21 protein-coding genes are annotated in these 22449 nt (G+C 72.6%); 7 read left to right on the top strand and 14 right to left on the bottom strand.

Annotation, left to right across the window (positions count from 1 at the left end):
- Positions 1 to 52: 52 nt before the first annotated feature.
- On the bottom strand, positions 53 to 559 hold the full coding sequence (locus OG956_RS21335; RefSeq protein WP_330339587.1) for a CGNR zinc finger domain-containing protein: 507 nt from the start codon (positions 557 to 559) through the stop codon (positions 53 to 55).
- A gap of 83 nt (positions 560 to 642) precedes the next feature.
- Here OG956_RS21335 and OG956_RS21330 point away from each other — a divergent pair, with 83 nt between their 5' ends.
- Positions 643 to 1014, top strand: coding sequence for a VOC family protein (locus OG956_RS21330; RefSeq protein ID WP_330339586.1), 372 nt, complete (start codon positions 643 to 645; stop codon positions 1012 to 1014).
- A 20-nt stretch (positions 1015 to 1034) separates the two neighbouring features.
- The gene (locus OG956_RS21325) at positions 1035 to 1427 is read left to right on the top strand and encodes a VOC family protein (RefSeq protein WP_330339585.1); all 393 of its coding nucleotides are present in this window, start codon (positions 1035 to 1037) and stop codon (positions 1425 to 1427) included.
- Positions 1428 to 1436: 9 nt separating this feature from the next.
- On the opposite strand, the gene OG956_RS21320 is transcribed toward OG956_RS21325, so the two are convergent.
- Both OG956_RS21320 and OG956_RS21315 read right to left on the bottom strand, forming a co-directional pair.
- A complete protein-coding gene (locus tag OG956_RS21320; RefSeq protein ID WP_330339584.1) occupies positions 1437 to 2549 on the bottom strand; it encodes a dipeptidase in 1113 nt (370 codons plus the stop codon).
- A 126-nt stretch (positions 2550 to 2675) separates the two neighbouring features.
- Positions 2676 to 3035 carry a MerR family transcriptional regulator gene (locus tag OG956_RS21315; protein ID WP_330339583.1) on the bottom strand — a complete coding sequence of 120 codons (360 nt, stop codon included), beginning with the start codon at positions 3033 to 3035 and terminating at the stop codon, positions 2676 to 2678.
- Positions 3036 to 3095: 60 nt separating this feature from the next.
- Between OG956_RS21315 and OG956_RS21310 the strand changes: the two genes are divergently transcribed.
- Complete coding sequence (locus OG956_RS21310; RefSeq protein WP_330339582.1) at positions 3096 to 4244, top strand: alkene reductase; 1149 nt, start codon at positions 3096 to 3098, stop codon at positions 4242 to 4244.
- Here OG956_RS21310 and OG956_RS21305 read toward each other — a convergent pair.
- From OG956_RS21305 to OG956_RS21295, 3 genes are read right to left on the bottom strand one after another with little or no spacing between them, the layout of a single operon-like run.
- Entirely contained in the window at positions 4184 to 5371 is a 1188-nt protein-coding gene (locus OG956_RS21305; protein ID WP_330339581.1) for a dipeptidase, read from the bottom strand. The genes OG956_RS21310 and OG956_RS21305 overlap by 61 nt on opposite strands.
- A 5-nt stretch (positions 5372 to 5376) precedes the next feature.
- The gene (purE, locus tag OG956_RS21300; protein ID WP_330339580.1) at positions 5377 to 5898 is read right to left on the bottom strand and encodes a 5-(carboxyamino)imidazole ribonucleotide mutase; all 522 of its coding nucleotides are present in this window, start codon (positions 5896 to 5898) and stop codon (positions 5377 to 5379) included.
- Positions 5895 to 7034, bottom strand: coding sequence for a 5-(carboxyamino)imidazole ribonucleotide synthase (locus OG956_RS21295; protein ID WP_330339579.1), 1140 nt, complete (start codon positions 7032 to 7034; stop codon positions 5895 to 5897). Before OG956_RS21295 ends, purE begins: the two co-directional genes overlap by 4 nt.
- A 182-nt stretch (positions 7035 to 7216) precedes the next feature.
- On the opposite strand from OG956_RS21295, the gene OG956_RS21290 reads away from it, so the two are divergent.
- Positions 7217 to 7717 (top strand): GtrA family protein, encoded by a 501-nt coding sequence (locus tag OG956_RS21290; RefSeq protein WP_330339578.1) that lies wholly within the window; start codon positions 7217 to 7219, stop codon positions 7715 to 7717.
- Between the two features lie 42 nt (positions 7718 to 7759).
- On the opposite strand, the gene OG956_RS21285 is transcribed toward OG956_RS21290, so the two are convergent.
- Both OG956_RS21285 and OG956_RS21280 read right to left on the bottom strand, forming a co-directional pair.
- Complete coding sequence (locus tag OG956_RS21285) at positions 7760 to 9031, bottom strand: ATP-binding protein (RefSeq protein WP_330339577.1); 1272 nt, start codon at positions 9029 to 9031, stop codon at positions 7760 to 7762.
- Positions 9032 to 9082: 51 nt separating this feature from the next.
- Positions 9083 to 9760 carry a response regulator transcription factor gene (locus OG956_RS21280; RefSeq protein ID WP_020940464.1) on the bottom strand — a complete coding sequence of 226 codons (678 nt, stop codon included), beginning with the start codon at positions 9758 to 9760 and terminating at the stop codon, positions 9083 to 9085.
- 537 nt (positions 9761 to 10297) lie between these two features.
- Here OG956_RS21280 and OG956_RS21275 point away from each other — a divergent pair.
- Positions 10298 to 11803, top strand: coding sequence for a peptide MFS transporter (locus OG956_RS21275; protein WP_330339576.1), 1506 nt, complete (start codon positions 10298 to 10300; stop codon positions 11801 to 11803).
- 554 nt (positions 11804 to 12357) lie between these two features.
- On the opposite strand, the gene OG956_RS21270 is transcribed toward OG956_RS21275, so the two are convergent.
- Positions 12358 to 12927: an ATP-binding protein gene (locus OG956_RS21270; RefSeq protein WP_330339575.1), complete on the bottom strand. Its 570-nt coding sequence runs from the start codon at positions 12925 to 12927 to the stop codon at positions 12358 to 12360.
- Positions 12928 to 13498: 571 nt separating this feature from the next.
- Entirely contained in the window at positions 13499 to 13876 is a 378-nt protein-coding gene (locus OG956_RS21265; RefSeq protein ID WP_330339574.1) for an STAS domain-containing protein, read from the bottom strand.
- Between the two features lie 245 nt (positions 13877 to 14121).
- On the opposite strand from OG956_RS21265, the gene OG956_RS21260 reads away from it, so the two are divergent.
- Positions 14122 to 15018, top strand: coding sequence for an RNA polymerase sigma factor SigF (locus OG956_RS21260; RefSeq protein WP_330342904.1), 897 nt, complete (start codon positions 14122 to 14124; stop codon positions 15016 to 15018).
- Positions 15019 to 15323: 305 nt separating this feature from the next.
- A complete protein-coding gene (locus OG956_RS21255; protein WP_330339573.1) occupies positions 15324 to 16889 on the top strand; it encodes an RICIN domain-containing protein in 1566 nt (521 codons plus the stop codon).
- A 49-nt stretch (positions 16890 to 16938) separates the two neighbouring features.
- Here OG956_RS21255 and hutI read toward each other — a convergent pair whose 3' ends face one another.
- The 4 genes from hutI to hutU form a co-directional block, all read right to left on the bottom strand.
- Positions 16939 to 18114 (bottom strand): imidazolonepropionase, encoded by a 1176-nt coding sequence (hutI, locus tag OG956_RS21250; protein ID WP_330339572.1) that lies wholly within the window; start codon positions 18112 to 18114, stop codon positions 16939 to 16941.
- 20 nt (positions 18115 to 18134) lie between these two features.
- A complete protein-coding gene (locus tag OG956_RS21245) occupies positions 18135 to 19478 on the bottom strand; it encodes a formimidoylglutamate deiminase (protein ID WP_330342903.1) in 1344 nt (447 codons plus the stop codon).
- On the bottom strand, positions 19469 to 20671 hold the full coding sequence (locus tag OG956_RS21240) for an allantoate amidohydrolase (protein ID WP_330342902.1): 1203 nt from the start codon (positions 20669 to 20671) through the stop codon (positions 19469 to 19471). The genes OG956_RS21245 and OG956_RS21240 overlap by 10 nt, the downstream gene beginning before the upstream one ends.
- Before the next feature lie 83 nt (positions 20672 to 20754).
- The gene (hutU, locus tag OG956_RS21235; protein ID WP_330339571.1) at positions 20755 to 22419 is read right to left on the bottom strand and encodes a urocanate hydratase; all 1665 of its coding nucleotides are present in this window, start codon (positions 22417 to 22419) and stop codon (positions 20755 to 20757) included.
- Between the last annotated feature and the right edge of the window lie 30 nt (positions 22420 to 22449).

Below are 22449 nucleotides of genomic sequence, written 5' to 3'. Positions count from 1 at the left end.
CTCAGTCGGCCGAACCGGCGTCTGTCCGCATTCTGCACCAAGACCCTGTGGGTCAGGGCCCCTTCGCCCGGTAGCGCCGCATCTTCGCGCGCGCCCCGCACACCTGCATCGAGCACCAGCGGCCCCGCCCGGCGGGGCTGCGGTCGTAGTAGGCCCAGTGGCAGTCGGCGGCCTCGCAGGCCTTCAGCCGCATCCAGGTGCCCTGGGCGACCCCCTCGGCCACGGCGGCGGCGACCCGGTCGAGCAGCGGCGCGTCCGGGGCGGAGGCGAGCGCCGCCGAGCCGTCCTCGGGGTCGACGGTGACGTACAGCGGGGCGCGTGCCAGCAGCTCGCCGAGCGGGGTCACCGCGCGGTGCGGCCGGTGCCCGGCGTGCGCCAGCAGCGCGGCCCGCAGCGACTCGCGCAGGTCCCGCGCCGCGGCCAGCCCGTCCTCGGGGATGCCGAAGTGGGCGCGCCCGCCGGCCGTGTCGAGCATGTCGGCACCGGTCTCCAGGTTCAGGGTGTTGACCAGGGACTCCACCAGCCCGAGCGCTCCGGGGGCGGCCGATCTGTCACTCATGCTTGCGACGTTACCGCCTATACGGGAGCATGCAGTAACCGTTACCGGTTACCCGTCTCTAGCGGTAACCCGAGGAGGTAGTCATGGCTCTCGCCAAGCTCGGTGTCGTGGTGCTGGACTGTCCCGACCCCCGTGCGCTGGCCGGCTTCTACGCCGCGGTGCTGGGCGGCACGGTGGAGGCGAACTCCGACGACAGCGGCGAGTGGGTGGACCTGAAGGTGCCCGGCGGACCGGCGCTGGCCTTCCAGGAGGCGCCGGGGTACGTGCCGCCGCGCTGGCCCGCCGCCGACCACTCGCAGCACTTCCACCTGGACCTGGTGGTGGAGGACCTGGACACGGCCGAGAAGGGGGTGCTGGAGCTGGGCGCGAAGCCGCTGGACGCCGACGACCGCGCGCGCACGTTCCGTGTGTACGCCGACCCTGCCGGGCACCCGTTCTGTCTGTGCGCCTGCTGAGCGTTCCGAAGGAGGATCCCATGGCGTCCGTCGCCCGTATCCGTTCCGTCGTCCTCGACTGCCCCGATCCGCACGCCCTGGCCGGCTTCTACGCCGCGGTGGCCGGGGGCACCCCCCGGTCGGAGGACGACGACTGGGTCGTGCTGGAGGTGCCGGGCGGCCCGCGGCTGGCCTTCCAGCGGGCCGAGGGGCACACCCCGCCGGAGTGGCCGCGCGCCGACCGCAACGGCCAGCAGTTCCACCTGGACTTCGACGCGGGCCCCACCTGGGCCGACGTCGACGCGGCCCATGAGCGGGTGCTCGCCCTCGGCGCCCGGCCGCTGGACCTCGAAGACCGCGAGAAGAAGGACTTCCAGGTGTACGCCGACCCGGCCGGGCATCCGTTCTGCCTGTGCCGGATCGAACACCCCTGACCCGAGGCGTCAGGGGGCGGCGTCCAGTTCCGTGATCCTCGCGGTGGACGTCTCCCGGCGCTGCTGTGCGGCGCGGGCCGCGGAGTCCGCGCTGCGCAGCACCCGCTGGACGTTGCCCCAGGCCAGCAGGGCCAGCTCCGGCTCGGACCAGCCGCGCCGCAGGAGCTCGGCGATCAGGTGGGGGTAGCGGGAGGCGTCGGCGAGGTCGCGGGGGTGGGCGGCGCCGGAGTCGTAGGTGCCGGACAGGCCCACGCACTCGCGGCCGGCCACCTCGCGGACGTGGTCGAGGTGGTCGGCGACGTCGTGGACGGCCGGCCCGGTCTGCCCGGCGGTCAGCGGCACCATGCACAGCCCCCTGGCCGCGCCCAGGGCGGCGAGCAGCTCGTCGGGGAGGTTGGCGGGGTGCGGGCGCAGGGCGTGGGCTGCGGAGCGGGTGCACAGCACCGGGGACTTCGACAGCGCGACGACCCGCTCGGCGGTGGCGGCCGAGGCCCCGGAGACGTCGGCGAGGACGCCGAGCCGGTTCATCTCGCGGACCACCTCCTCGCCGAACCGGGTGAGCCCCTGCTCCCCCGCCCAGGCCGTGCCCGCGAGCGTGAGCACGCGCAGGCCGAGCGCGTGCAGGATGCGCAGGACGCCGAGGGAGTCGTCGAGCGCGGTGGCGTGGGCGGGGCCGAGCAGCACGGCGACCCTGCCGCGGTTGCGGGCGTCGATGATCTGTCCCGCCGTGCGCACCAGGCGCAGCCCCTCCGGGTGGGCCCCGACCACCGAGCGCGCCTGGTCCACCTGCTCCAGGGTCGCGGCCGTCGCCCGGGCGCCGCCGGGGCCCTCGGGCAGGTGCAGCGACCAGAACAGCGCGCCGACGTGTCCCTCGCGCAGCCGGGGAACGTCGGTGTCGACGGCCGCCTCGCCGAGTTCGAGGTCGTACCGGGGCAGATGGCGCAGCGCCCAGGGCAGCCCGCTGTAGCCGTCGGCGACCGGGTGGGCGGCGAGCACGGCATGGGCCCGCTCCAGGCAGGCGCGCCCCTCGTGGTCCCGGTCCCCGGCGAACGGGTCGTCCGGCAGGTCCTCGTCCTCACCGGCCTCGGGCGTGGCGGGGATGTCGTCCTGGCGGTCGGCCATGGCGGGCTCCGTACGTCGTCGTCGCTCACGTCGGTCGTGAGCTGCGTCGTGGTGGGGCGTATCGCCACGGTCGCACGCGGAAGACGCGAACCTCCCGGTGAGTGGGGCGTTCGGGGGTACGGCCGGTCAGGCGTCCCGGGCCGTGCGGATGACCTCGTCCAGGGTCTCCCGGGAGCGGCGCAGATCGGCGATCATGCGGTCGATCCGGTCGCGTTCGGCGGTCAGGTCCTGCACCAGACGCGGGGTGGCGATCGCGGAGGGCCCGCCGTCCCGGTCGCGCATGCAGGGCAGCAGCTGCCGGATCTTCTCGCTGTGCAGTCCGGCGGCGTACAGCTCCTGGATCCGGATGACCCGGTCGACGGCCGTCTCCGGGTAGTCGCGGTGGCCGCCGGGGGTGCGGTCCGCGACGAGCAGCCCCTGGGTCTCGTAGTAGCGCAGCGACCGCTCGCTCACGCCGGTGCGCCGGGCCAGTTCGCCGATCCGCATGTGCGACCTCCCTGAAGAGGGCTTGAACCTCACATCAGTGTCAAGTTCTACCGTGCCCGCATGACGCAGACAACGGACACCACGGACTTTCTGGCCCCCTCCCGGCTGGGCCGGCTCGCCCTTCCGCACCGTCTCGTGATGGCCCCGCTCACGCGCAACCGCGCGGAGACCGACGGCACCCCCACGGACCTCATGGTCACGCACTACGGCCAGCGCGCCTCGGCCGGACTGATCATCGCCGAGGGCACGACACCCAACGCGGTCGGGCAGACGTACCCGAACATCACCGCGATCCACAGCGACCGGCACGTGGCCGGCTGGCGGCGGGTCACCGGCGCGGTCCGGGCGGCCGGCGGACGCATGTTCCTCCAGCTCCAGCACGGCGGCCGGGTCGGCCACCCGGAGACCACCGGCCTCACCCCGGTCGCGCCCTCCCCCGTGCCGCTGCCGGAGACGATCTTCACGCCGCGAGGCCACCTGCGGGCCGCCGTCCCGCGCGAGATGACCGCGGACGACATCCGCGCCACGATCGCCGACTTCGCCGCCGCCGCACGCCGCGCCGTGGACGCGGGCTTCGAGGGCGTGGAGGTGCACTCGGCCAACGGGATGCTGCTGCACCAGTTCCTGGCGGACAACACCAACCTCCGGGACGACGGCTACGGCGGCTCCGTGCGGCGGCGGGTGCGGTTCGCGGCGGAGGTGACCGAGGCGGTGGCCGACGCGATCGGCGCCGACCGGGTGGGCATCCGCATCTCCCCCGCCTCCACCGTCAACGGCGTCCGGGAGGAGGACACCGAGGGCCTCTACGCCGCGCTGCTGGACCGCCTCAGGGGGCTGGACCTCGCCTATCTGCACCTGGTGCGCTCCGGCCCGCGGACCGGCTGGTACCGGAGGATCCGCGCCGGCTGGCCCGGCGTCCTGATCGGCAACCCGGACCTCACCGACCTGACCACCGAGGCCGTCACCCGGGCCGCCCGGGAGATGCTGGCGGCCGGCGCCGACCTGGTGGCGCTCGGCCGGCCGTTCCTCGCCAACCCGGACCTGGTCGCCCGGCTGCGCCTGGGCGCACCGCTGAACCCGGTCCGGGAGCGGTACTTCATGTACGTGGGCGGGGCCGCCGGGTACAACGACTACCCCGCCCTGGACGGTCAGCCGTCCGTGCCGTCCAGCGACTCGATCGTGGCGACGGACGGCGCGCGCGTGGCCTGAAGACCGCGGGCCACGTCCTCGGCCGCGCCCAGCACCCGGACCGCGTTCTGCCAGGTCAGCTTGGCCAGGTCGGCGCGGGACCAGCCGCGGTCGAGGAGCTCGGCGAGCAGGTTGGGGTAGCCGGAGACGTCGCCGAGGCCGTCGGGGGTGAACGCGGTGCCGTCGTAGTCGCCGCCGATGCCCAGGTGGTCGACGCCGGCGACCTCGCGCATGTGGTCCAGGTGGTCGGCGACCGTGGACACCGTGGCGACCGGCCGCGGGTTGCGCTCCTCGAAGGCGCGGTGCAGCTTCATCGCCTCGGGGCTGGTGTCCAGGTGGTGCAGGCCGTGGGCGCGCAGGTTCTCGTCGGCCGCGGCGGTCCAGTCGACGGCCGCCTGCAGCACGAACTTGGGCACGAACGTCACCATCGCGACGCCGCCGTTGGCCGGCAGCCGCTCCAGGACGTCGTCGGGGATGTTGCGCGGATGATCGCAGACCGCGCGGGCGGAGGAGTGGGAGAAGACCACCGGCGCCTCGGACGTGCCGAGCGCGTCGCGCATCGTCGTCGGCGCCACGTGCGAGAGGTCCACCAGCATGCCGAGCCGGTTCATCTCGCGGACGACCTCGCGGCCGAACGCGGTCAGGCCGCCGGCCCTCGGCTCGTCGGTCGCGGAGTCCGCCCAGTCCACGTTGGAGTTGTGGGTGAGCGTCATGTAGCGCACACCGAGGGCGTACAGGCCGCGCAGGATGCCCAGCGAGTTGGCGATGGAGTGGCCGCCCTCGGCGCCCATCAGGGAGGCGATACGGCCGTCGCCGCGGGCCGTCTCCATGTCGGCGGCGGTCAGTGCCGGGGCCAGGTCGGCCGGGTAACGGGCCAGCATCCGCCGGACGCAGTCGATCTGCTCCAGCGTCGCCGCGACAGGCTCCGGCTGCTCGGCCGGCACGTACACCGACCAGTACTGCGCGCCGACCCCGCCCTCGCGCAGCCGCGGGATGTCGGTGTGCAGGTGCGCGTCCTGGTGGCCGGCGATGTCCAGCTTGTCCAGGTCGTAGCCGGCCGCCTTGCGCAGCGCCCAGGGCAGGTCGTTGTGGCCGTCGACGACGGGGAACTCCCGCAGCAGCTCCCGGGCCGCCTCGACGGACGTCATCGCCGTCACTTCCCGAAGCCGAAGCGGCCCTGGCCCTCGACCTTGGAACGCAGCCGCTTGCCCTTCTCGGCGGCCTGGTCGTTCAGCTCCTGCTGGAAGTCGCGCATCCGGTGCAGCAGGTCCTCGTCGTGCGCGGCGAGGATGCGGGCCGCGAGGAGCCCGGCGTTGCGGGCGCCGGCGACGGAGACGGTGGCCACGGGCACACCGGCCGGCATCTGCACGATGGACAGCAGCGAGTCCATGCCGTCGAGGTACTTCAGCGGGACCGGCACGCCGATGACCGGCAGCGGGGTGACGGAGGCCAGCATGCCGGGCAGGTGGGCGGCGCCCCCGGCCCCGGCGATGATCACCTTCAGGCCGCGGTCGGCGGCCTGCTCGCCGTACGTGATCATCTCGCGCGGCATGCGGTGCGCGGAGACGACGTCGACCTCGTAGGCGATCTCGAACTCGTCCAGGGCCTTGGCGGCGGCCTCCATGACGGGCCAGTCGGAGTCCGACCCCATGACGATGCCAACAACAGGGCTCATTCGGTGATGGTGCCTCTCAGGTAGCCGGCTGCGTGGCGGGCGCGCTCCAGCACGTCGTCCAGGTCGTCGCCGTAAGTGTTGACGTGTCCGACCTTGCGGCCGGGCTTCACGTCCTTGCCGTACATATGGATCTTGAGCTTGGGGTCGCGGGCCATGCAGTGCAAGTAGGCGGAGTACATGTCCGGGAAGTCGCCGCCCAGCACGTTCACCATGACGGTCCACTTGGCGCGCGGGCGCGGGTCGCCGAGCGGGAGGTCGAGGACCGCGCGGATGTGGTTGGCGAACTGCGAGGTGATCGCGCCGTCCATGCTCCAGTGCCCGGAGTTGTGCGGGCGCATCGCCAGCTCGTTGACGAGGATGCGGCCGTCCCGGGTCTGGAACAGCTCCACCGCGAGGTGCCCGACGACGCCCAGCTCCTTGGCGATGGTCAGGGCCGTCTGCTCGGCCTCGAGCGCCAGGGACTCCTCCAGGCCGGGGGCCGGGGCTATGACCGTGTCGCACACGCCGTTGACCTGCTGCGACTCCACCACCGGGTAGGCGACGGCCTGGCCGTGCGGGGAGCGCACGACGTTGGCGGCGAGCTCGCGGACGTAGTCGACCTTCTCCTCGGCGAGGACGGGCACGCCGGCCTTGAACGGCTCGGCCGCCTCCTCGGCGCTGTCCACGACCCACACGCCCTTGCCGTCGTAGCCGCCGCGGACGGTCTTCAGGACGACCGGGAAGCCGTCACCTTCCGCCGCGAACCGGGCCACGTCCTCCGGGTCGCTCACGATGCGGTGCCTGGGGCACGGGATGCCGATCGCGTCGAGCTTGGCGCGCATCACGCCCTTGTCCTGGGCGTGCACCAGCGCGTCGGGGCCCGGGCGCACGGGGATGCCGTCCGCCTCCAGGGCCCTGAGGTGCTCGGTGGGCACATGCTCGTGATCGAAGGTGATCACGTCGCAGCCGCGCGCGAACTCGCGCAACGTGTCCAGATCGCGATAGTCGCCGACGACGACATCGTTCACGACCTGCGCCGCAGAGTCCTGAGGGGTGTCACTGAGAAGCTTGAACCTGATGCCCAGCGGGATGCCCGCCTCGTGCGTCATACGCGCGAGCTGGCCCCCGCCGACCATGCCGACTACCGGGAACGTCACACCCCTAGCGTATCGGCCACGCCGACAGCTCCGGACAACGTCCCCCACACGGCCTCTTACCAGTCGCTTTCCCCACTCTTTCCGATCTGTTTCCTGGTATTGGCCTTGTGCGCGGGCGGCGGAGGGTTCGCGTGGATAGCATGGCGGGGCTGACGAAACCTACCGACGGGAGCTGCACAGCCATGGAACCTCGTTCCTCGGGGCTGCAACGGCTCGTACGCGAGGTGGCCAAGTTCGGCACCGTCGGCGTTGCGGGCATCTTCGTCAACCTCGGCGTGTTCAACCTGGTCCGCCACGTCTCCGACCTCCCGGTGGTGCGCGCCAGCATCATCGCGACGGTGGTCGCGATCGCCTTCAACTACGTCGGCTTCCGCTACTGGACGTACCGGGACCGCGACAAGAGCGGGCGCACCAAGGAACTCTCGCTCTTCCTCTTCTTCAGCGCGATCGGCCTGGTCATCGAGAACGGCGTGCTCTACCTGGCGACCTACGGCTTCGGCTGGGACAGCCCGCTGCAGAGCAACGTCTTCAAGTTCGTGGGCATCGGCGTCGCGACCCTGTTCCGCTTCTGGTCGTACCGCACCTGGGTGTTCCGGGTGCAGCCGAGCCACGAGGCGGAGTCGATCCTGGTCGCCGAATCGAAGCGGCCCCACTCCGAGCACAAGTCCCAGCGGGTCCCGTAAACGCCGCGGCCCTCCGGGGCGCCGCCGCCGGACCGGCCCGCCTCAGCGGACCGTGGGCTGCTCCTCCCCGGGCTTGCGGGCCGGCGGAGTGCGCGACAGGAACAGGCCGAACACCGGCGGCTGCGCCTGCAGCAGCTCGAGGCGCCCCCCGTCGGCCTCCGCCAGGTCGCGGGCGACGGCGAGGCCGATCCCCGTGGAGTTGCGGCCGCTGATGGTCCGCTCGAAGATCCGCGCGCCGAGGTCGGCCGGGACGCCGGGGCCCTCGTCGGTGACCTCGACCACGGCCTGGTTGCCGGTGACGCGGGTGCGCAGCGCGACCGTGCCGCCGCCGTGCATGAGCGAGTTCTCGATCAGCGCCGCCAGCACCTGGGCCACCGCCCCGGGCGTGCCGACGGCCTGCAGATGCCGCTTGCCGGAGCTGACGATGGCCCGGCCGGCGCTGCGGTAGGCCGGGCGCCACTCGGCGAGCTGCTGCTGGATGACCTCGTCCAGGTCGAAGGTGACGGCGGAGCCGGTGCGCGGGTCGCGGGAGTTCGTCAGCAGCCGCTCGACCACGTCGGTGAGCCGCTCGACCTGGGTGAGCGCGACGTTCGCCTCTTCCTTCACGATGTCCGGGTCGTCCGTGAGGGTGATCTCCTCCAGGCGCATCGACAGGGCCGTCAGCGGGGTGCGCAGCTGGTGGGAGGCGTCGGCGGCCAGGCGCCGCTCGGCGGTCAGCATGCGGCCGATCCGCTCGGCGGAGGAGTCCAGCACATCGGCGACCCGGTCCAGCTCGGGGACGCCGTAGCGCTTGTGCCGGGGGCGGGGGTCGCCGGAGCCGAGCCGTTCGGCGGTCTCGGCGAGGTCGGTCAGCGGGGAGGCGAGCCGGTTGGCCTGCCGTACGGCGAGCAGGACGGCCGCGACCACCGCGAGCAGCGCCACCAGGCCGATGATCAGCAGGGTGCGGCCGACCTCGCGGGTCACCGCGGAGCGCGGCTCCTGCACGGTGACGGTCTCGCCCTCCTCGCCGCGCTGGGTGGCGTGGATCACGTCGCCGTGCGGCCGGGTGCCGATCTCGATCGGCGGCCTGCCGGGCATGCGGATGACCGCGAACTGGTCCCGGCTGACCGGATTGCGCAGCACGTCCGCGTTGACGTTCTCCGAGGCGAGGATCCTGCTGTCCACGATGCTGGCCAGCCGGATCGCCTCGGAGTCCACCCGCTCCTGGGCGCTGTTGCTGATCGTCCGCGATTCGACGATCACCAGGGAGATGCCGAAGACAGCGATCACCACGAGGACGACGGCGAGGGTGGACTGGATGAGACGTCGGCGCATGTTCCGTTACCTGAGGTGGTCGCTGGGTCCCGGGAGGGTCCCGGGCGGGGCTCAGCTCTTCTCGAAGCGGAAGCCGACCCCGCGCACCGTGGCGATGTAACGGGGGTTCGCCGCGTCGTCGCCGAGCTTCTTGCGCAGCCAGGAGATGTGCATGTCCAGGGTCTTGGTGGACGACCACCACGTGGTGTCCCAGACCTCCCGCATCAGCTGGTCGCGCGTGACGACCCGGCCGGCGTCCCGCACCAGCACCCGCAGCAGGTCGAACTCCTTGGCGGTGAGCTGGAGTTCCTCGTCACCCATCCACGCCCGGTGCGACTCGACGTCGATCCGCACGCCGTGCGTCGCGGGCGGCTGCTGGGGCTCGGCGGCGCCGCGCCTGAGCAGCGCCCGCACCCGGGCGAGCAGTTCGGCGAGCCGGAAGGGCTTGGTGACGTAGTCGTCGGCTCCCGCGTCCAGGCCGACGACGGTGTCCACCTCGTCGGCCCGCGCGGTCAGGATGAGGATCGGCACGGTGTGGCCGTCGGCCCGCAGGCGGCGGGCGACCTCCAGGCCGTCCATGCCCGGCAGGCCCAGGTCCAGTACGACCAGATCGACGCCGCCCTGCATTCCGGCGTCGAGCGCGGTGGGTCCGTCCTCGCGCACCTCGACCTCGTAACCTTCCCGGCGCAGGGCGCGGGCCAGCGGCTCCGAGATGGACGCGTCGTCCTCGGCGAGCAGTACACGGGTCATGAGGTGATGGTAGACCGCCTGCGTACGGTGCTGGGGTGTGATCGGTTTCAGGTTCTCTTACCTTCGCGCGCCGGTGGTGCGCCGCTGGTACGAACCATCGCTCTGGGGATGCGATCGTAGGAAGGACCTTCGATTGCGGTCCTGTGGTTCCTGCGACACCTGTGATCCGTGTCTCAAGTCCTTCCATATCCGGCAGTGTCCTGCCTTACAGTGACCTGAACGCCTGTAGTACACCAGGGGACCTTCGGCGGGCACGTGGGCTGAAGGTCTCTTTTGTGTGCGGGCTGATCACGATCAGTCTTGATAGGAACGACCTCTGGCCGGGCTCCGCAGCGCATCGCCGCGCGACGGGGCGTGGATCCCGGTGGTCGCCGTCCACCGTCTCCGCGATCCGGAGGCGGCCCCCCTCGGGCGTGGGGGCGGGCGGCCGACCCCGCCGGTGCCGGCCGCCCCCCACGGGCACGCACCTCCCCCGACTCTCGGCTCCGCTCGAGCCGGGGGACCCCCACCGCGCGCCCCGACCAGCAAGGAACGACCATGGCGTCCAGCCTGACGAAGGACTCGGTCCGCCCGGGCACCCCCGGAGCCGAGAAGACCTTCTTCGGCCACCCCCGCGGCCTGGCCACTCTCTTCATGACCGAGATGTGGGAGCGCTTCTCCTACTACGGCATGAGGGCTCTGCTCCCGCTGTACCTGGTGGCCCCGGGCGGCCTCCACCTGAGCGCGGGCACCGCGACCGCGATCTACTCGGTGTACGTGTCGCTCGTGTACCTGCTCGCCCTGCCGGGCGGCTGGGTCGCCGACCGCTTCCTCGGCCCCCGCAGGACGGTCGCCGTCTCGGGCCTGATCATCATGCTCGGCCACCTGTGCCTGGCCCTGCCCGTGGCCGCGAGCTTCTTCGTCGGCCTGGGTCTGGTCGCCATCGGTTCGGGCCTGCTGAAGGCCAACATCTCCACGATGGTCGGCCACCTCTACAAGGGTCCGGACGACCCGCGCCGCGACGGTGGCTTCACCCTCTTCTACATCGGCATCAACCTGGGCGCCTTCGCCGCGCCGCTGGTCATCGGCACCGTCGGTGAGAACGTCAACTGGCACCTGGGCTTCGCGCTGGCCGCGCTCGGCATGGCGCTGGGTCTGGCCCAGTACCTGCTCGGCGGCCGCCACCTGAGCCCCGAGAGCAGCGAGGTCCCGACCCCGCTGAGCCCCCGGGAGAAGGCCGCCACCCTGCGCAAGGGCCTGATCTGGCTGGCCGTCGCGGCCGTCTTCTACGGCCTGGTGGGCGGCACCGGTCACTTCACCCTGAACTGGGCGCTGATCCCGCTGACGCTCATCGGCCTCATCGTGCCGATCGTGGTCATCGCGCGGATGCTGCGCGACAAGGACCTGGACGCGACCGAGAAGTCGAAGGTGCGGGCGTACGTCTGGTTCTTCGCCGCCGCCGCCGTGTTCTGGATGATCTACGACCAGGGCGGTTCGACCCTGTCGCTGTTCGCGGACAGCTCGGCCAAGAACTCGATCGCGGGCTGGACGTTCCCGGTCTCCTGGTACCAGTCGGTCAACCCGGTCATGATCATGGCGCTGGCGCCGGTGTTCGCCTGGCTGTGGCTGTGGCTGAACCGCAGGGGCAAGGAGCCGAGCACGATCGTGAAGTTCGCCTCCGGCCTGGTGCTGATCGGTGCGTCCTTCTTCCTCTTCCTCGCCCCGCTGTCGATCGCCGAGGGCGGTCACAAGGCCGCGGCGCTGTGGCTGGTCGCGATCTACTTCGTGCAGACCGTCGGCGAGCTGACGCTGTCGCCGGTGGGTCTGTCCGTGACGACGAAGATGGCGCCGAAGAAGTACGCCTCGCAGATGATGGGCGTCTGGTTCCTCGCGGTCACCGCGGGCGACTCCATCACCGCGCTCATGTCGAACCCGGCCATCGGCGGGGTCAACCTCGACAAGATGGGCTACGTGGCCCTGGAGGCCGTGCTCGCCGTCCTCGCCGGCGCGGCGGTGTGGATGTACCGCAAGAAGGTCAACAAGCTGATGGGCGACGTGCGCTAGCCGCCCGCCCCGGCCTGCGGTCGGCGGCGCGCCCTGCCGGAGTGCGGGGCGGGTGTCCCAGGGTGCGCCTGCCGATCGCCACGGCGGCTGCGTCATGGCGAGTCCTGGCAACAGGACCCACTCCCGCTCAGTTTCCAGGAACGGTGCTCGCGGTGCCACCACGCCTTCGCCGCCGTACGACGGCCTCGTCCGGCCCGATGACGGGGCCAGCGGGGCGTTTCCTCCCCCGCACTCGGGAGTATCAGCACGTCGAGAACCGTCTGTCAGCGCGTCAGACGGGTTTCGGCACGTCAAACGGGCGGCTGCGTGTCAGGGGGGTCGGATGGGTCGGAGCGCGGGCGGCCGCGGCACGGCCGTCGGAGCCGAGCGCAGGCGACCGACTCCGCCGTCGGCGCGGGGTGACCGACTCCGCCGTCGGCGCGGAGTGACCGGCACCGCCACCACCGTGCGGGCGGTCGGCGCCGTGGTCGGCGTACCGCGCCCGGTCGGTGCCTCGTGTGCGAGCCTGCGGGCCGCGTTCCGTGTGTCCGGCGGGGTCGGGGGACCCGATCGGCCTAAGCCGGGGCGCCCAGTTCGGCCCACACCGTCTTTCCCGGCCGGTCGGCGGTGCGGACGACGCCCCAGTCCAGGCAGAGCCGCTGGACGATGAACATGCCGTGGCCGCCGGGACGGCCGGCGCGGTGCGGGGTGCGGGGGGCCGGCTGGCCGGTGCCGCGGTCGGAGACCTCCACCCGGATCACCTTGTTGTCGCAGGCCAGGCGGAGTTCGTCGGGGCCCTCGGCGTGCAGGCAGGCGTTGGTGACGAGTTCGGAGACGACGAGCAGCACGTCCTCGGCGGCGGCCCGCTGGTCGGCGCCGGAGGCGGGCAGCCAGCCCCACGCGTACAGCGCCTGGCGGGTGAAGTCGCGGGCCAGCGGGACGACACCGCTCTCGCCCCGCAGGCTGATTCTGCGGAGTTGTGGGCCCCGGGTCTCGCGCGTACCGCCGGCGGACCCGGACGGCACGGACGGCGCGGCTGCCCCCGTGGGCCCGCCTGCCGTCGGCGCACCCCCCTCGGACCCACCGGAAGCGCCGCTGGGCTCCGGGCCGCGGTCGCCCGGCGAGTAAGGCCGGGTGGTGCTCATCAGCGCTTCACCTCACCGATTCACCAGTTAATGATGGAAAGTCCGGCGCCGGTCCGCGCCGAGCGGCCCGTACGTCGTCGGTCTGTCCGTCTTCTTCCGTCTTCCGTCTGTCCGTCGCCACGTGTCCGTGCCGCACCCGCCGTCCGTGTGTCCCTCGTGCCGCCGCCCGCCGGCGGTCCGTGCTGCCGCGCGCCGTCCGGCCGGTCCCGCCGGTCCGGACGCGGTCCCGCTCGCCGTCCGGCGCGCCGGTTCTGCCGGTCCGGCCGGTCCTGTCCGCCGGGGCCGGTCCTGGCGTCCGGTCCTGCCTGTCCCGTCCGCCCAGGCCGGCCGGCGTACGGTCCGGCCCGTCCGCCGATCGTCCCTGCGGGGTGTCCCGCTCGACGGTCCGTCGCACGCGCCCCGTCCCGTGGTATGGCCGGTCCCGGGGTCCTCCGGGCCGGCGGTCGTCAGGGGGTGTCCCGCCTTCTCCTGCCCTCTCCTGCCCGGACGATCCGGCACGACACCCCTGATTTCGGCGTTACGGGTGCGGTCGCTCACGGCATGCCGGGCGCGGGAGGGCGGGGCCGGGGACTCAGTCGCCGCCTTCGGCCAAGGCCGCCTCCACGGAGTCGTGCACGGTGAAGACCGCTTCCGCCCCGGTGATCTCGAACACGCGGGCGACCACCGGCTGCATCCCGGCCAGGTGGACCCCGCCGCCGGCGGCCTCCGCCTTCAGCCGGGCTCCGAGCAGGACGTTCAGCCCCGTGGAGTCACAGAACTCCAGGCGGGAGCAGTCCACGACAAGGCGCGCGAAGCCCTTGTCCAAGAGGTCGTCGAGGGGCTCACGCAAAAGATCGGCGGTGTGGTGATCGAGCTCACCCGCCGGTGTCACAACGGCGCTGGAGCCCTCTTCCCGCACCTCCACCAGAAGCCGGCCCGACTGTGCGCTGCCGACCGTCCCGTGGTCCATGCCGTCTCTCTCCCGAGGTCGTGGACGCTGACTGCTCTCGAACACTACGCCCTCCAAGCGAACTCCGGCACCCGAAGAACCTCACAGAAACGGACATAACTAGACAGAACGCACTTGCGATCGGTTCGGTCGACCGGGTAGGGCTAGTAAGGACACGTATCCCTACACGCCGGCTTCGGAGGCGCCGCACACCGCACGCAAGCACCGGCTTCGGCAGCCATATGCCGAGAACGATGGAGGACACCATGTCACCCCGGCTCGACGCATCGCATACCCCGATCGCGACGTCGACACCCCCACCGGAACAACTGGATCATCCCATCGACGCCCTCGACCCCGTCGAGGGACTCCCGGAGATCCCCCCGTACGACGAGATCGGCCCGGTCGACGCGCGGGCCCTGTCCAAGACCCTCTTCGAGCGCCTCGAGTCGCTGGAGGAAGGGACGCACGAGTACTCGTACGTCCGCAACACCCTCGTCGAACTCAACCTCGCACTCGTCAAGTTCGCCGCCTCCCGGTTCCGCTCCCGCAGCGAGCCGATGGAGGACATCATCCAGGTCGGCACCATCGGCCTGATCAAGGCGATCGACCGTTTCGAACTCGCCCGCGGAGTGGAGTTCCCCACTTTCGCGATGCCGACCATCATCGGTGAGATCAAGCGGTTCTTCCGTGACACCTCGTGGTCCGTGCGGGTGCCGCGCCGGCTGCAGGAGCTGCGCCTGGACCTGGCCAAGGCCGGGGACGAGCTGGCCCAGCGGCTGGACCGGGCCCCGACCGTCCCGGAGCTGGCCGAGAAGCTCGGCATCTCCAACGACGAGGTCATCGAGGGCATGGCAGCCTCGAACGCCTACACCGCCTCGTCGCTGGACGCCCAGCCCGAGGAGGACGAGACCGAGGGCGCCCTCGCGGACCGCATCGGGTACGAGGACCACGGCCTCGAGGGCATCGAGTACGTCGAGTCGCTCAAGCCGCTCATCGCCGAACTCCCGCCGCGGGACCGGAAGATCCTCTCCCTGCGGTTCGTGGCGAACATGACCCAGTCGGAGATCGGCGAGGAACTCGGCATCTCCCAGATGCACGTCTCCCGTCTGCTGTCGCGCACGCTGGCACGGCTGCGCAAGGGTCTGACGATCGAGGAGTGACCTCCGCGTCCCCGTCGCGGTGACATCCTGCGCAGCGGCCCGGCCCACCATGCCGGGCCGCTGCGCTGTGCCGTGGCCGCCCACCTCTCCGAGTAGCGCGGGTATCCCCGAATCCGCCTGCCATTCCCGGCTCTTGCGCACGGTTCCGGCCAACTCGGCCCGTGATCCCAACCGTTATCTGGTTACCCGCGGAAACCTCTTTTCCCGGCCACGCCCCTCGACCACTATGGCCCCCCGAACCGGCTGGTATGCCGGGCCGGGAACCGCAACGGCGCGGTCACCCGGTGGTGCGAGGAGGCTGAACGATGGCTCAGGGGGACGGAGCCGGCCCGGACGGCGCCGACGCGGGCAGGGAGCAGGCGGGCGCGGAGCTTCAGGACGCGCCGGACGCCCGGCTGACGGAACTGCTGCGCTCCCCCACGGCCACCGCCTACCCCGCCCTGCAGGAGCTGCGCCGCCGGCACCTCCCGGCGGTCCTCGCCTACGCCCGGCTGTGCGCGGCGAGCGAATCCGCCGCCCGCCGGCTGGCGGTCGAGACCGTGACCACGGTGGCCCGCGAGACGGCCCGGGGCGTCGATCCGGCCGTCCCGCTGCGCCACCGGCTCCTGCTGCTGGCCGGACGGACGGCGGCGGCCTGGGCACGCGACGAGCGCTCCGCCGGCCTCGACCCCGCACTGCTGCTCGTCCTGAACACCTCCGGCCTGCCCGAGGGCCCCACCCCGCCGCTCCTGCCCGCCTTCCGCTCGCTGGCCTCCCGCGCGCAGGGCCTGCTCTGGTACGGCGTGCTGGAGCGGGAGCCGGAGGACCGCACCGCCGCCTTCCTCGGCGTGCGCCGCACCGATGTCTCGTTCGGCGTCCCGCAGGCCCTCAAGGCCCTGGCGCAGGCCTGCCTCCGCGAGCGCCTCGCCGCCTCCGACGACGCGCGCTGCGCCGACTTCCGCCGGCTGATCGAGGAGGCGGTACGGCCGGACGGCCCGCGCCGCAGCGCCGACCTGGACGCGCACATGGCCCGCTGTCCGCACTGCACGGCCGCGTTCGAGGATCTGCGGGCCCTGCGGGACGCGCCCCGGCAGACCCTGGCGGAGGGCCTGCTGCCGTGGCGCGGAACGGCGTACGTCCACGCCGAGGAACCCCGGCCCGCCGCCCCCGAACCCCCGGCGGTACGGCAGGTCTGGCCGCCCCGGCGCCGCGTCCTGCTGGCCTCGGCGGCCCTCGGCGTGGCCCTGGCTCCGCTGCTGGTGTTCGTGCTCATCCCGGCGCAGTCCCACGACCAGCAGCCGGCAGCGGCGACGCCGACGCCCCCCTCGGTGACGGTGACGGCGACGATCTCCGTGACCCCGTCCCCGTCGCCCACGAAATCCCCGTCCCCCACGCCCACTTCCGCGTCCCCGTCCCCGTCGCCCACCACGCGGTCGCCGCGGCCCACCCCGAAACCCACTCCGCCGCCGTCGCCTTCCTTCACCCCGCCCGGCTCGTCCTTCGCCGAGGTGGTGAACGTCGCCACGGGCCGCTGCCTGGACATCCGCGACGGCGATCTGGAACAGGGCAACGACGTGGTCACGGCGCGCTGCGACGGCTCCTCGTCCCAGCGCTGGCGCGTGGACAGCGGCCTGGGCGTGCTCCGGTCGGCGGCCGACGAGGACTTCTGCCTGGACAGCCGGGGCGCGACCGACCGGGGCGTGGGCATCTGGACCTGCGGCTCGGTCTACAGCGACAACGGCGACAACCTCCGCTTCACCGTCGACCCCGACGGCACCATCCGCCCGGCCATCGCCACCGGGACGGCGGTGACCCCGGACGGCAGGTACGGGGTGTCCCTGCACTCCCTGGACGGCGGCGACGACCAGCGGTGGCGGGCGGGGGCGCGGTGAGCCGGGGGTGCGGCCGGCTCGGGCGCCGCGCGGTCGCCCGCCGGGGCGCTCAGACCACCCGTACGCCCCTGCGCCACACCCCGCTCACCAGGGGCACGCCCGGACGGTAGGCCAGGTGGACGTGGCTGGGCGCGTCCAGGAGGGTCAGGTCGGCGTAGGCGCCGGGCGTCAGGCGGCCGATGTCGGTGCGGCGCAGGGCCGCGGCGCCGCCCGCGGTGGCCGACCAGACCGCTTCGTCCGGGGTCATCCGCATGTCGCGGACGGCCAGGGCGATGCAGAACGGGACGGACGAGGTGAAGGACGAGCCGGGGTTGCAGTCGGTGGACAGGGCCACCGTGACGCCCGCGTCCAGCAGGCGGCGGGCGTCCGGCCACTCGGCGCGCGTGGAGAACTCCGCGCCGGGCAGCAGCGTGGCCACCGTGCGGCTGTGGGCGAGGGCGTCGACGTCGGCGTCCGTGAGGTGGGTGCAGTGGTCGGCGCTGGCCGCGTCCAGTTCGACGGCGAGCTGGACGCCGGGGCCGTGGGAGAGCTGGTTGGCGTGGATGCGGGGGTGCAGTCCCCTCGCCTTGCCCGCCGTGAGGATCGCGCGGGCCTGGTCGCCGTCGAAGGCGCCCTTCTCGCAGAACACGTCGATCCAGCGGGCGTGCGGCGCGCAGGCGTCCAGCATCTCGCCGGTGACCAGGGCGACATAGGCGGCCGGGTCGCCCGCGTAGTCGGGGGAGACGATGTGCGCGCCGAGGTACGTCACCTCGTCGGTGTGCCGCGCGGCGATGCGCAGGGCGCGGGACTCGTCCTCGACGGTCAGGCCGTAGCCCGACTTCGTCTCGAAGGTGGTGGTGCCCTGGCGCAGGGCCTCCGCCAGGTAGCGGGTCAGGTTGGCCTCCAGCTCCGCGTCGCTCGCGGCGCGGGTGGCGGCGACCGTGGTGCGGATGCCGCCGGCCGTGTAGGAGCGGCCGGACATGCGGGCGTTGAACTCCTGCGTGCGGTCGCCGGCGAAGACCAGGTGCGAGTGGGAGTCCACGAAGCCCGGCAGCACCGCCCGGCCGCCCGCGTCGACCCGGTTGTCAGTGGCGGGTGCTTTGCTGGATTCACCGGTCCACGCGATGCGGTCGCCGTCGATGACGACGGCCGCGTCCTGGATCAGACCGAGGGGGGAGTTGTCGCCGAGGGAGGGGTCGTTGGTGACGAGCGTGGCGATGTTGGTGATGACGGTGCTGCTGCTCATGGTGTCCTCGTGGGTGGTCGTCAGGAGCGGAGGGCTTCGACGGCCCGCGCGAGAGCCTCGGGCACGTCGGGCACGAGGGTGTGCGCCCCGTCGCGTACGACGTGCCGCCCGCCCACGACCGTGTGCCGTACGTCCGCTGCCGTCGCGGCGAATACGGCGGTCTCGGCGCCCAGTCGCGGCAGCGGGCCCGCTGTTCTGACCGAGTCGAGCGCGATCGTCGTGAGGTCGGCGAGCGCTCCGGTCTCGATGGCGCCCGCGTCGTGCCAGCCGAGTGCGGCGTGGCCGTCGGCGGTGGCCGCCCGCAGCAGGGCGGCGGCCGTCCAGTGGCCCCGGGTGCGGGTGCGCAGCCGCTCGTTCAGCTCCATGGCGCGCGCCTCTTCGAGCAGGTCGATGACGGCGTGGCTGTCGGAGCCGAGGGACAGCGGGGAGCCGGCTCGCTGCAGGGCGACGGCGGGGCCGATGCCGTCGGCCAGGTCCCGTTCGGTCGTCGGGCACATGCAGGTGCCGGTGCGCGAGCCGCCCAGCAGGGCGATGTCCTCGTCGGTGAGGTGGGTGTTGTGCACACCGGTGGTGCGCGGGCCGAGGACGCCGTGGTCGGCGAGCAGCCGGGTGGGGGTGCGGCCGTGCGCGGCGAGGCAGGCGTCGTTCTCGGCGGTCTGCTCCGACAGGTGCACGTGCAGCGAGGCCCGCCGCTCCTCGGCCCACCCGGCCACGGTCGCCAACTGCCCGGCGGGCACGGCCCGTACGGAGTGGATCGCCGCTCCGATCCGTGCGTGATCCCGTTCCTTGAGAACTGCACAGCGTTCGGCCCAGGCCTCCGCGCTGCCGTCGGAGAAGCGCAGCTGGTGGGTGTTCGGGGCCTGGCCGAAGCCGGAGGACAGGTAACAGGTGTCGAGGAGGGTGATCCGGATGCCGGCTTCGGCGGCGGCCGCGATCAGCGCCTCCCCCATCGCGTTGGGGTCGGCGTAGGGGGTGCCGCCGGGCGCGTGGTGCACGTAGTGGAACTCCCCGACGCAGGTGATGCCGGCGAGGGCCATCTCCGCGTACACCGCGCGCGCCAGGGCGTGGTAGCTGTCGGGGGTGAGCCGGTCGGCGACGGAGTACATCACCTCGCGCCAGGTCCAGAAGGTTCCGGAGCCGATCTGGACGGTGCCGCGCAGCGCCCGGTGGAAGGCGTGGCTGTGGGCGTTGGCGAGCCCCGGCAGGGTGAGCCCGCGCAGCACCTCGGCGCCGGGCGGCGGGGTGGGCGCCCCGGTGCGCACGGCGCCGATCCGCCCGGCCTCCGTCTCCACGACGACCCCCGGCTCGACACGGTCGCCGAGCCAGGCGTGTTCCAACCAGTAGGTCCGCTTGGTCACCTGCAGGCCAGCCCTTCCAGTACGTCGGCGAGCGCGCGCACCCCGGTCACGCAGTCGTCCTCGGCGGCGAACTCGGCCGGGGAGTGCGAGACACCGGTGGGGTTGCGCACGAACAGCATGGCGGTCGGAACGCTGCCGGAGAGGATTCCGGCGTCGTGTCCGGCGCCGGTGCCGAGGACGGGCACCGTGAGGCCGGTGTCCTTGCCCAGGATGCGGCCGAGTTCGTCGCGCAGGGCGTGGTCGAACTCGACGACCGGGGTGAAGGACTCCCGGACGACGTCCAGGTCGACGCCGTGGGCGTCGGCGTACTCCCGGGCGGCCTTCTGGATGCCCTCGACCACCGTGTCCAGGGTCTCCTGGTCGGCGGCGCGGGAGTCGAGCCAGCCGCGCACCAGCGAGGGGATCGCGTTGACCCCGTTGGGCTCCACCGCGATCTTCCCGAAGGTGGCGACGGCACCGGCGAGTTCGGCCTCGCGGCGGGCGGCGAGCACGGTCTCGGCGTAGGACAGCATCGGATCACGGCGGTCCACCAGCCGGGTGGTGCCGGCGTGGTTGGCCTCGCCCCGGAAGTCGAACCGCCAGCGTCCGTGCGGCCAGATGGCGCTGGCGACGCCCACCGGGTCGCCGGACAGGTCCAGGGCCCGCCCCTGCTCGACGTGCAGTTCGACGAACGCGCCGATCCGGGCGAGCCGTTCCGGGTCGGCCCCGATGCCCTCGGGGTCGTAGCCGGCGGCCTCCATGGCCTGCGGCAGGGTGATCCCGTCCGCGTCGGTGAGCCGGTGCGCCTGCTCGGCGGTCAGCTGCCCGGCGGTGAGCCGCGACCCGACGCAGGCGAGCCCGAACCGGGCCCCTTCCTCGTCGCCGAAGTTGACGACGGCCAGCGGCCTGGTGAACCGCGCTCCCCTCCCGCGCAGTTCATCCAGGGCCGCGAAGGAGGACACGACCCCGAGGGGCCCGTCGAAGGCCCCTCCGTCGGGCACCGAGTCCAGGTGCGACCCGGTGACCACCGCGTCCCCGGCCTCCGGGTCCCCCGCCCACGCCCACTGATTCCCGTTGCGGTCGACCTCGTACGCCAGCCCCCGCGCCTCCGCCTGCTCCTTGAACCAGGCCCGGCAGTCGGCGTCGGCGCCCGTCCAGGCAAAACGCCGGTACCCACCGGAGTCGGGATGCCGCCCGACCGGAAGCAGTTCGCGCCACATCTCGTGGAAAGAGGAGGCACTTCGCACGGTGGAACCACCAGGCTGCGGGCAGTCGTTCCGCACGGCGGAACGGGTTTCCTGGGTCACGCCCCGTCACCCTCACGCATGGGCACCCGCACGCCGCGCTCCTGGGCGACCGACTCCGCGATGTCGTACCCGGCGTCCACATGCCGGATGACGCCCATACCGGGGTCGTTGGTGAGCACGCGACGGATCTTCTCGCCACCGAGCTTGGTGCCGTCGGCCACGGTGACCTGCCCCGCGTGGATGGAACGCCCCATGCCCACGCCGCCGCCGTGGTGGATGGAGACCCAGGACGCACCCGAGGCCACGTTGACCATCGCGTTCAGCAGCGGCCAGTCGGCGATCGCGTTGGATCCGTCGAGCATGGCCTCGGTCTCGCGGTACGGAGAGGCCACGGAGCCGCAGTCCAGGTGGTCGCGGCCGATGGCGAGCGGCGCGGCCAGCTCACCGGAGGCCACCATGTCGTTGAACCGCTCACCGGCCTTGTCGCGCTCGCCGTAGCCGAGCCAGCAGATGCGCGCGGGCAGGCCCTGGAAGTGGACGCGTTCGCCGGCCATCTTGATCCAGCGGGCCAGCGACTCGTTCTCCGGGAACAGCTCCAGGATCGCCTTGTCGGTCTTGGCGATGTCGGCGGGGTCGCCGGACAGGGCCGCCCAGCGGAAGGGGCCCTTGCCCTCGCAGAACAGCGGGCGGATGTAGGCGGGGACGAAGCCGGGGAAGGCGAACGCGCGGTCGTACCCGGCGAGTTGGGCCTCGCCGCGGATGGAGTTGCCGTAGTCGAAGACCTCGGCGCCGGCGTCCATGAAGCCGACCATGGCCTCGACGTGCCGGGCCATGGACTCGCGCGCCCGCGTGGTGAAGCCGGCCGGGTCCTTGGCGGCGGCGTCGGCCATGTCCTCGAAGGCGACGCCCACCGGCAGGTAGGACAGCGGGTCGTGGGCGGAGGTCTGGTCGGTGACGATGTCGATGGGGGCGTTCATCGCGAGGAGCTGCGGGACCAGTTCGGCCGCGTTGCCGAGGACGCCGATGGACAGCGGGCGGCGGGCGTCGCGGGCCTCGACGGCGAGCTGGAGCGCGTGGTCGAGGGAGTCGGCCTTCACGTCGAGGTACCGGTGCTCGATGCGGCGCTCGATGGCACGCGGGTCGCAGTCGATGCAGATCGCGACGCCGTCGTTCATGGTCACGGCGAGCGGCTGGGCGCCGCCCATGCCGCCGAGGCCGGCGGTGAGGGTGATGGTCCCCGCAAGGGTGCCGTCGAACTTCTTCGCGGCGACGGCGGCGAAGGTCTCGTAGGTGCCCTGGAGGATGCCCTGGGTGCCGATGTAGATCCAGGAGCCCGCGGTCATCTGGCCGTACATGGTCAGGCCGAGGGCCTCCAGGCGGCGGAACTCCTCCCAGTTGGCCCAGTCGCCGACGAGGTTGGAGTTGGCGATGAGGACGCGCGGGGCCCACTCGTGGGTCTGCATGACGCCGACCGGGCGGCCGGACTGGACCAGCATGGTCTCGTCCTGCCTGAGGGTCTTCAGGGTGCGGACCATCGCGTCGAAGGAGCGCCAGTCACGGGCGGCCTTGCCGGTGCCGCCGTAGACGACGAGCTTGTCGGGGTGCTCCGCGACCTCCGGGTCGAGGTTGTTCTGCAGCATGCGCAGGGCGGCTTCCTGCTGCCATCCCAGGGCGCTCAGTTCCGTGCCGCGCGGTGCTCGTACGGGGCGGGGTCCCGACATCGTCTGCCTCCTCCTGTTGCTCTGTCTATT

Source organism: Streptomyces sp. NBC_00557, assembly GCF_036345995.1.
Taxonomy (GTDB): Bacteria; Actinomycetota; Actinomycetes; order Streptomycetales; family Streptomycetaceae; genus Streptomyces.
This window is presented reverse-complemented; position numbering and strand designations above follow the sequence as displayed.

Excerpts from the sequence above, each read along its gene's own strand:
- OG956_RS21305 (WP_330339581.1), bottom strand. The coding sequence starts at position 5,371 with ATGACGTCCGTCGAGGCGGCCCGGGAGCTGCTGCGGGAGTTCCCCGTC.
- OG956_RS21265 (WP_330339574.1), bottom strand. The coding sequence starts at position 13,876 with ATGGACCACGGGACGGTCGGCAGCGCACAGTCGGGCCGGCTTCTGGTG.
- OG956_RS21315 (WP_330339583.1), bottom strand. The coding sequence starts at position 3,035 with ATGCGGATCGGCGAACTGGCCCGGCGCACCGGCGTGAGCGAGCGGTCG.
- OG956_RS21310 (WP_330339582.1), top strand. The coding sequence starts at position 3,096 with ATGACGCAGACAACGGACACCACGGACTTTCTGGCCCCCTCCCGGCTG.
- OG956_RS21335 (WP_330339587.1), bottom strand. The coding sequence starts at position 559 with ATGAGTGACAGATCGGCCGCCCCCGGAGCGCTCGGGCTGGTGGAGTCC.
- OG956_RS21285 (WP_330339577.1), bottom strand. The coding sequence starts at position 9,031 with ATGCGCCGACGTCTCATCCAGTCCACCCTCGCCGTCGTCCTCGTGGTG.
- OG956_RS21260 (WP_330342904.1), top strand. The coding sequence starts at position 14,122 with ATGTCACCCCGGCTCGACGCATCGCATACCCCGATCGCGACGTCGACA.
- OG956_RS21280 (WP_020940464.1), bottom strand. The coding sequence starts at position 9,760 with ATGACCCGTGTACTGCTCGCCGAGGACGACGCGTCCATCTCGGAGCCG.
- OG956_RS21255 (WP_330339573.1), top strand. The coding sequence starts at position 15,324 with ATGGCTCAGGGGGACGGAGCCGGCCCGGACGGCGCCGACGCGGGCAGG.
- OG956_RS21290 (WP_330339578.1), top strand. The coding sequence starts at position 7,217 with ATGGAACCTCGTTCCTCGGGGCTGCAACGGCTCGTACGCGAGGTGGCC.
- hutU (WP_330339571.1), bottom strand. The coding sequence starts at position 22,419 with ATGTCGGGACCCCGCCCCGTACGAGCACCGCGCGGCACGGAACTGAGC.
- hutI (WP_330339572.1), bottom strand. The coding sequence starts at position 18,114 with ATGAGCAGCAGCACCGTCATCACCAACATCGCCACGCTCGTCACCAAC.
- OG956_RS21325 (WP_330339585.1), top strand. The coding sequence starts at position 1,035 with ATGGCGTCCGTCGCCCGTATCCGTTCCGTCGTCCTCGACTGCCCCGAT.
- OG956_RS21240 (WP_330342902.1), bottom strand. The coding sequence starts at position 20,671 with ATGTGGCGCGAACTGCTTCCGGTCGGGCGGCATCCCGACTCCGGTGGG.
- purE (WP_330339580.1), bottom strand. The coding sequence starts at position 5,898 with ATGAGCCCTGTTGTTGGCATCGTCATGGGGTCGGACTCCGACTGGCCC.
- OG956_RS21270 (WP_330339575.1), bottom strand. The coding sequence starts at position 12,927 with ATGAGCACCACCCGGCCTTACTCGCCGGGCGACCGCGGCCCGGAGCCC.
- OG956_RS21275 (WP_330339576.1), top strand. The coding sequence starts at position 10,298 with ATGGCGTCCAGCCTGACGAAGGACTCGGTCCGCCCGGGCACCCCCGGA.
- OG956_RS21320 (WP_330339584.1), bottom strand. The coding sequence starts at position 2,549 with ATGGCCGACCGCCAGGACGACATCCCCGCCACGCCCGAGGCCGGTGAG.
- OG956_RS21330 (WP_330339586.1), top strand. The coding sequence starts at position 643 with ATGGCTCTCGCCAAGCTCGGTGTCGTGGTGCTGGACTGTCCCGACCCC.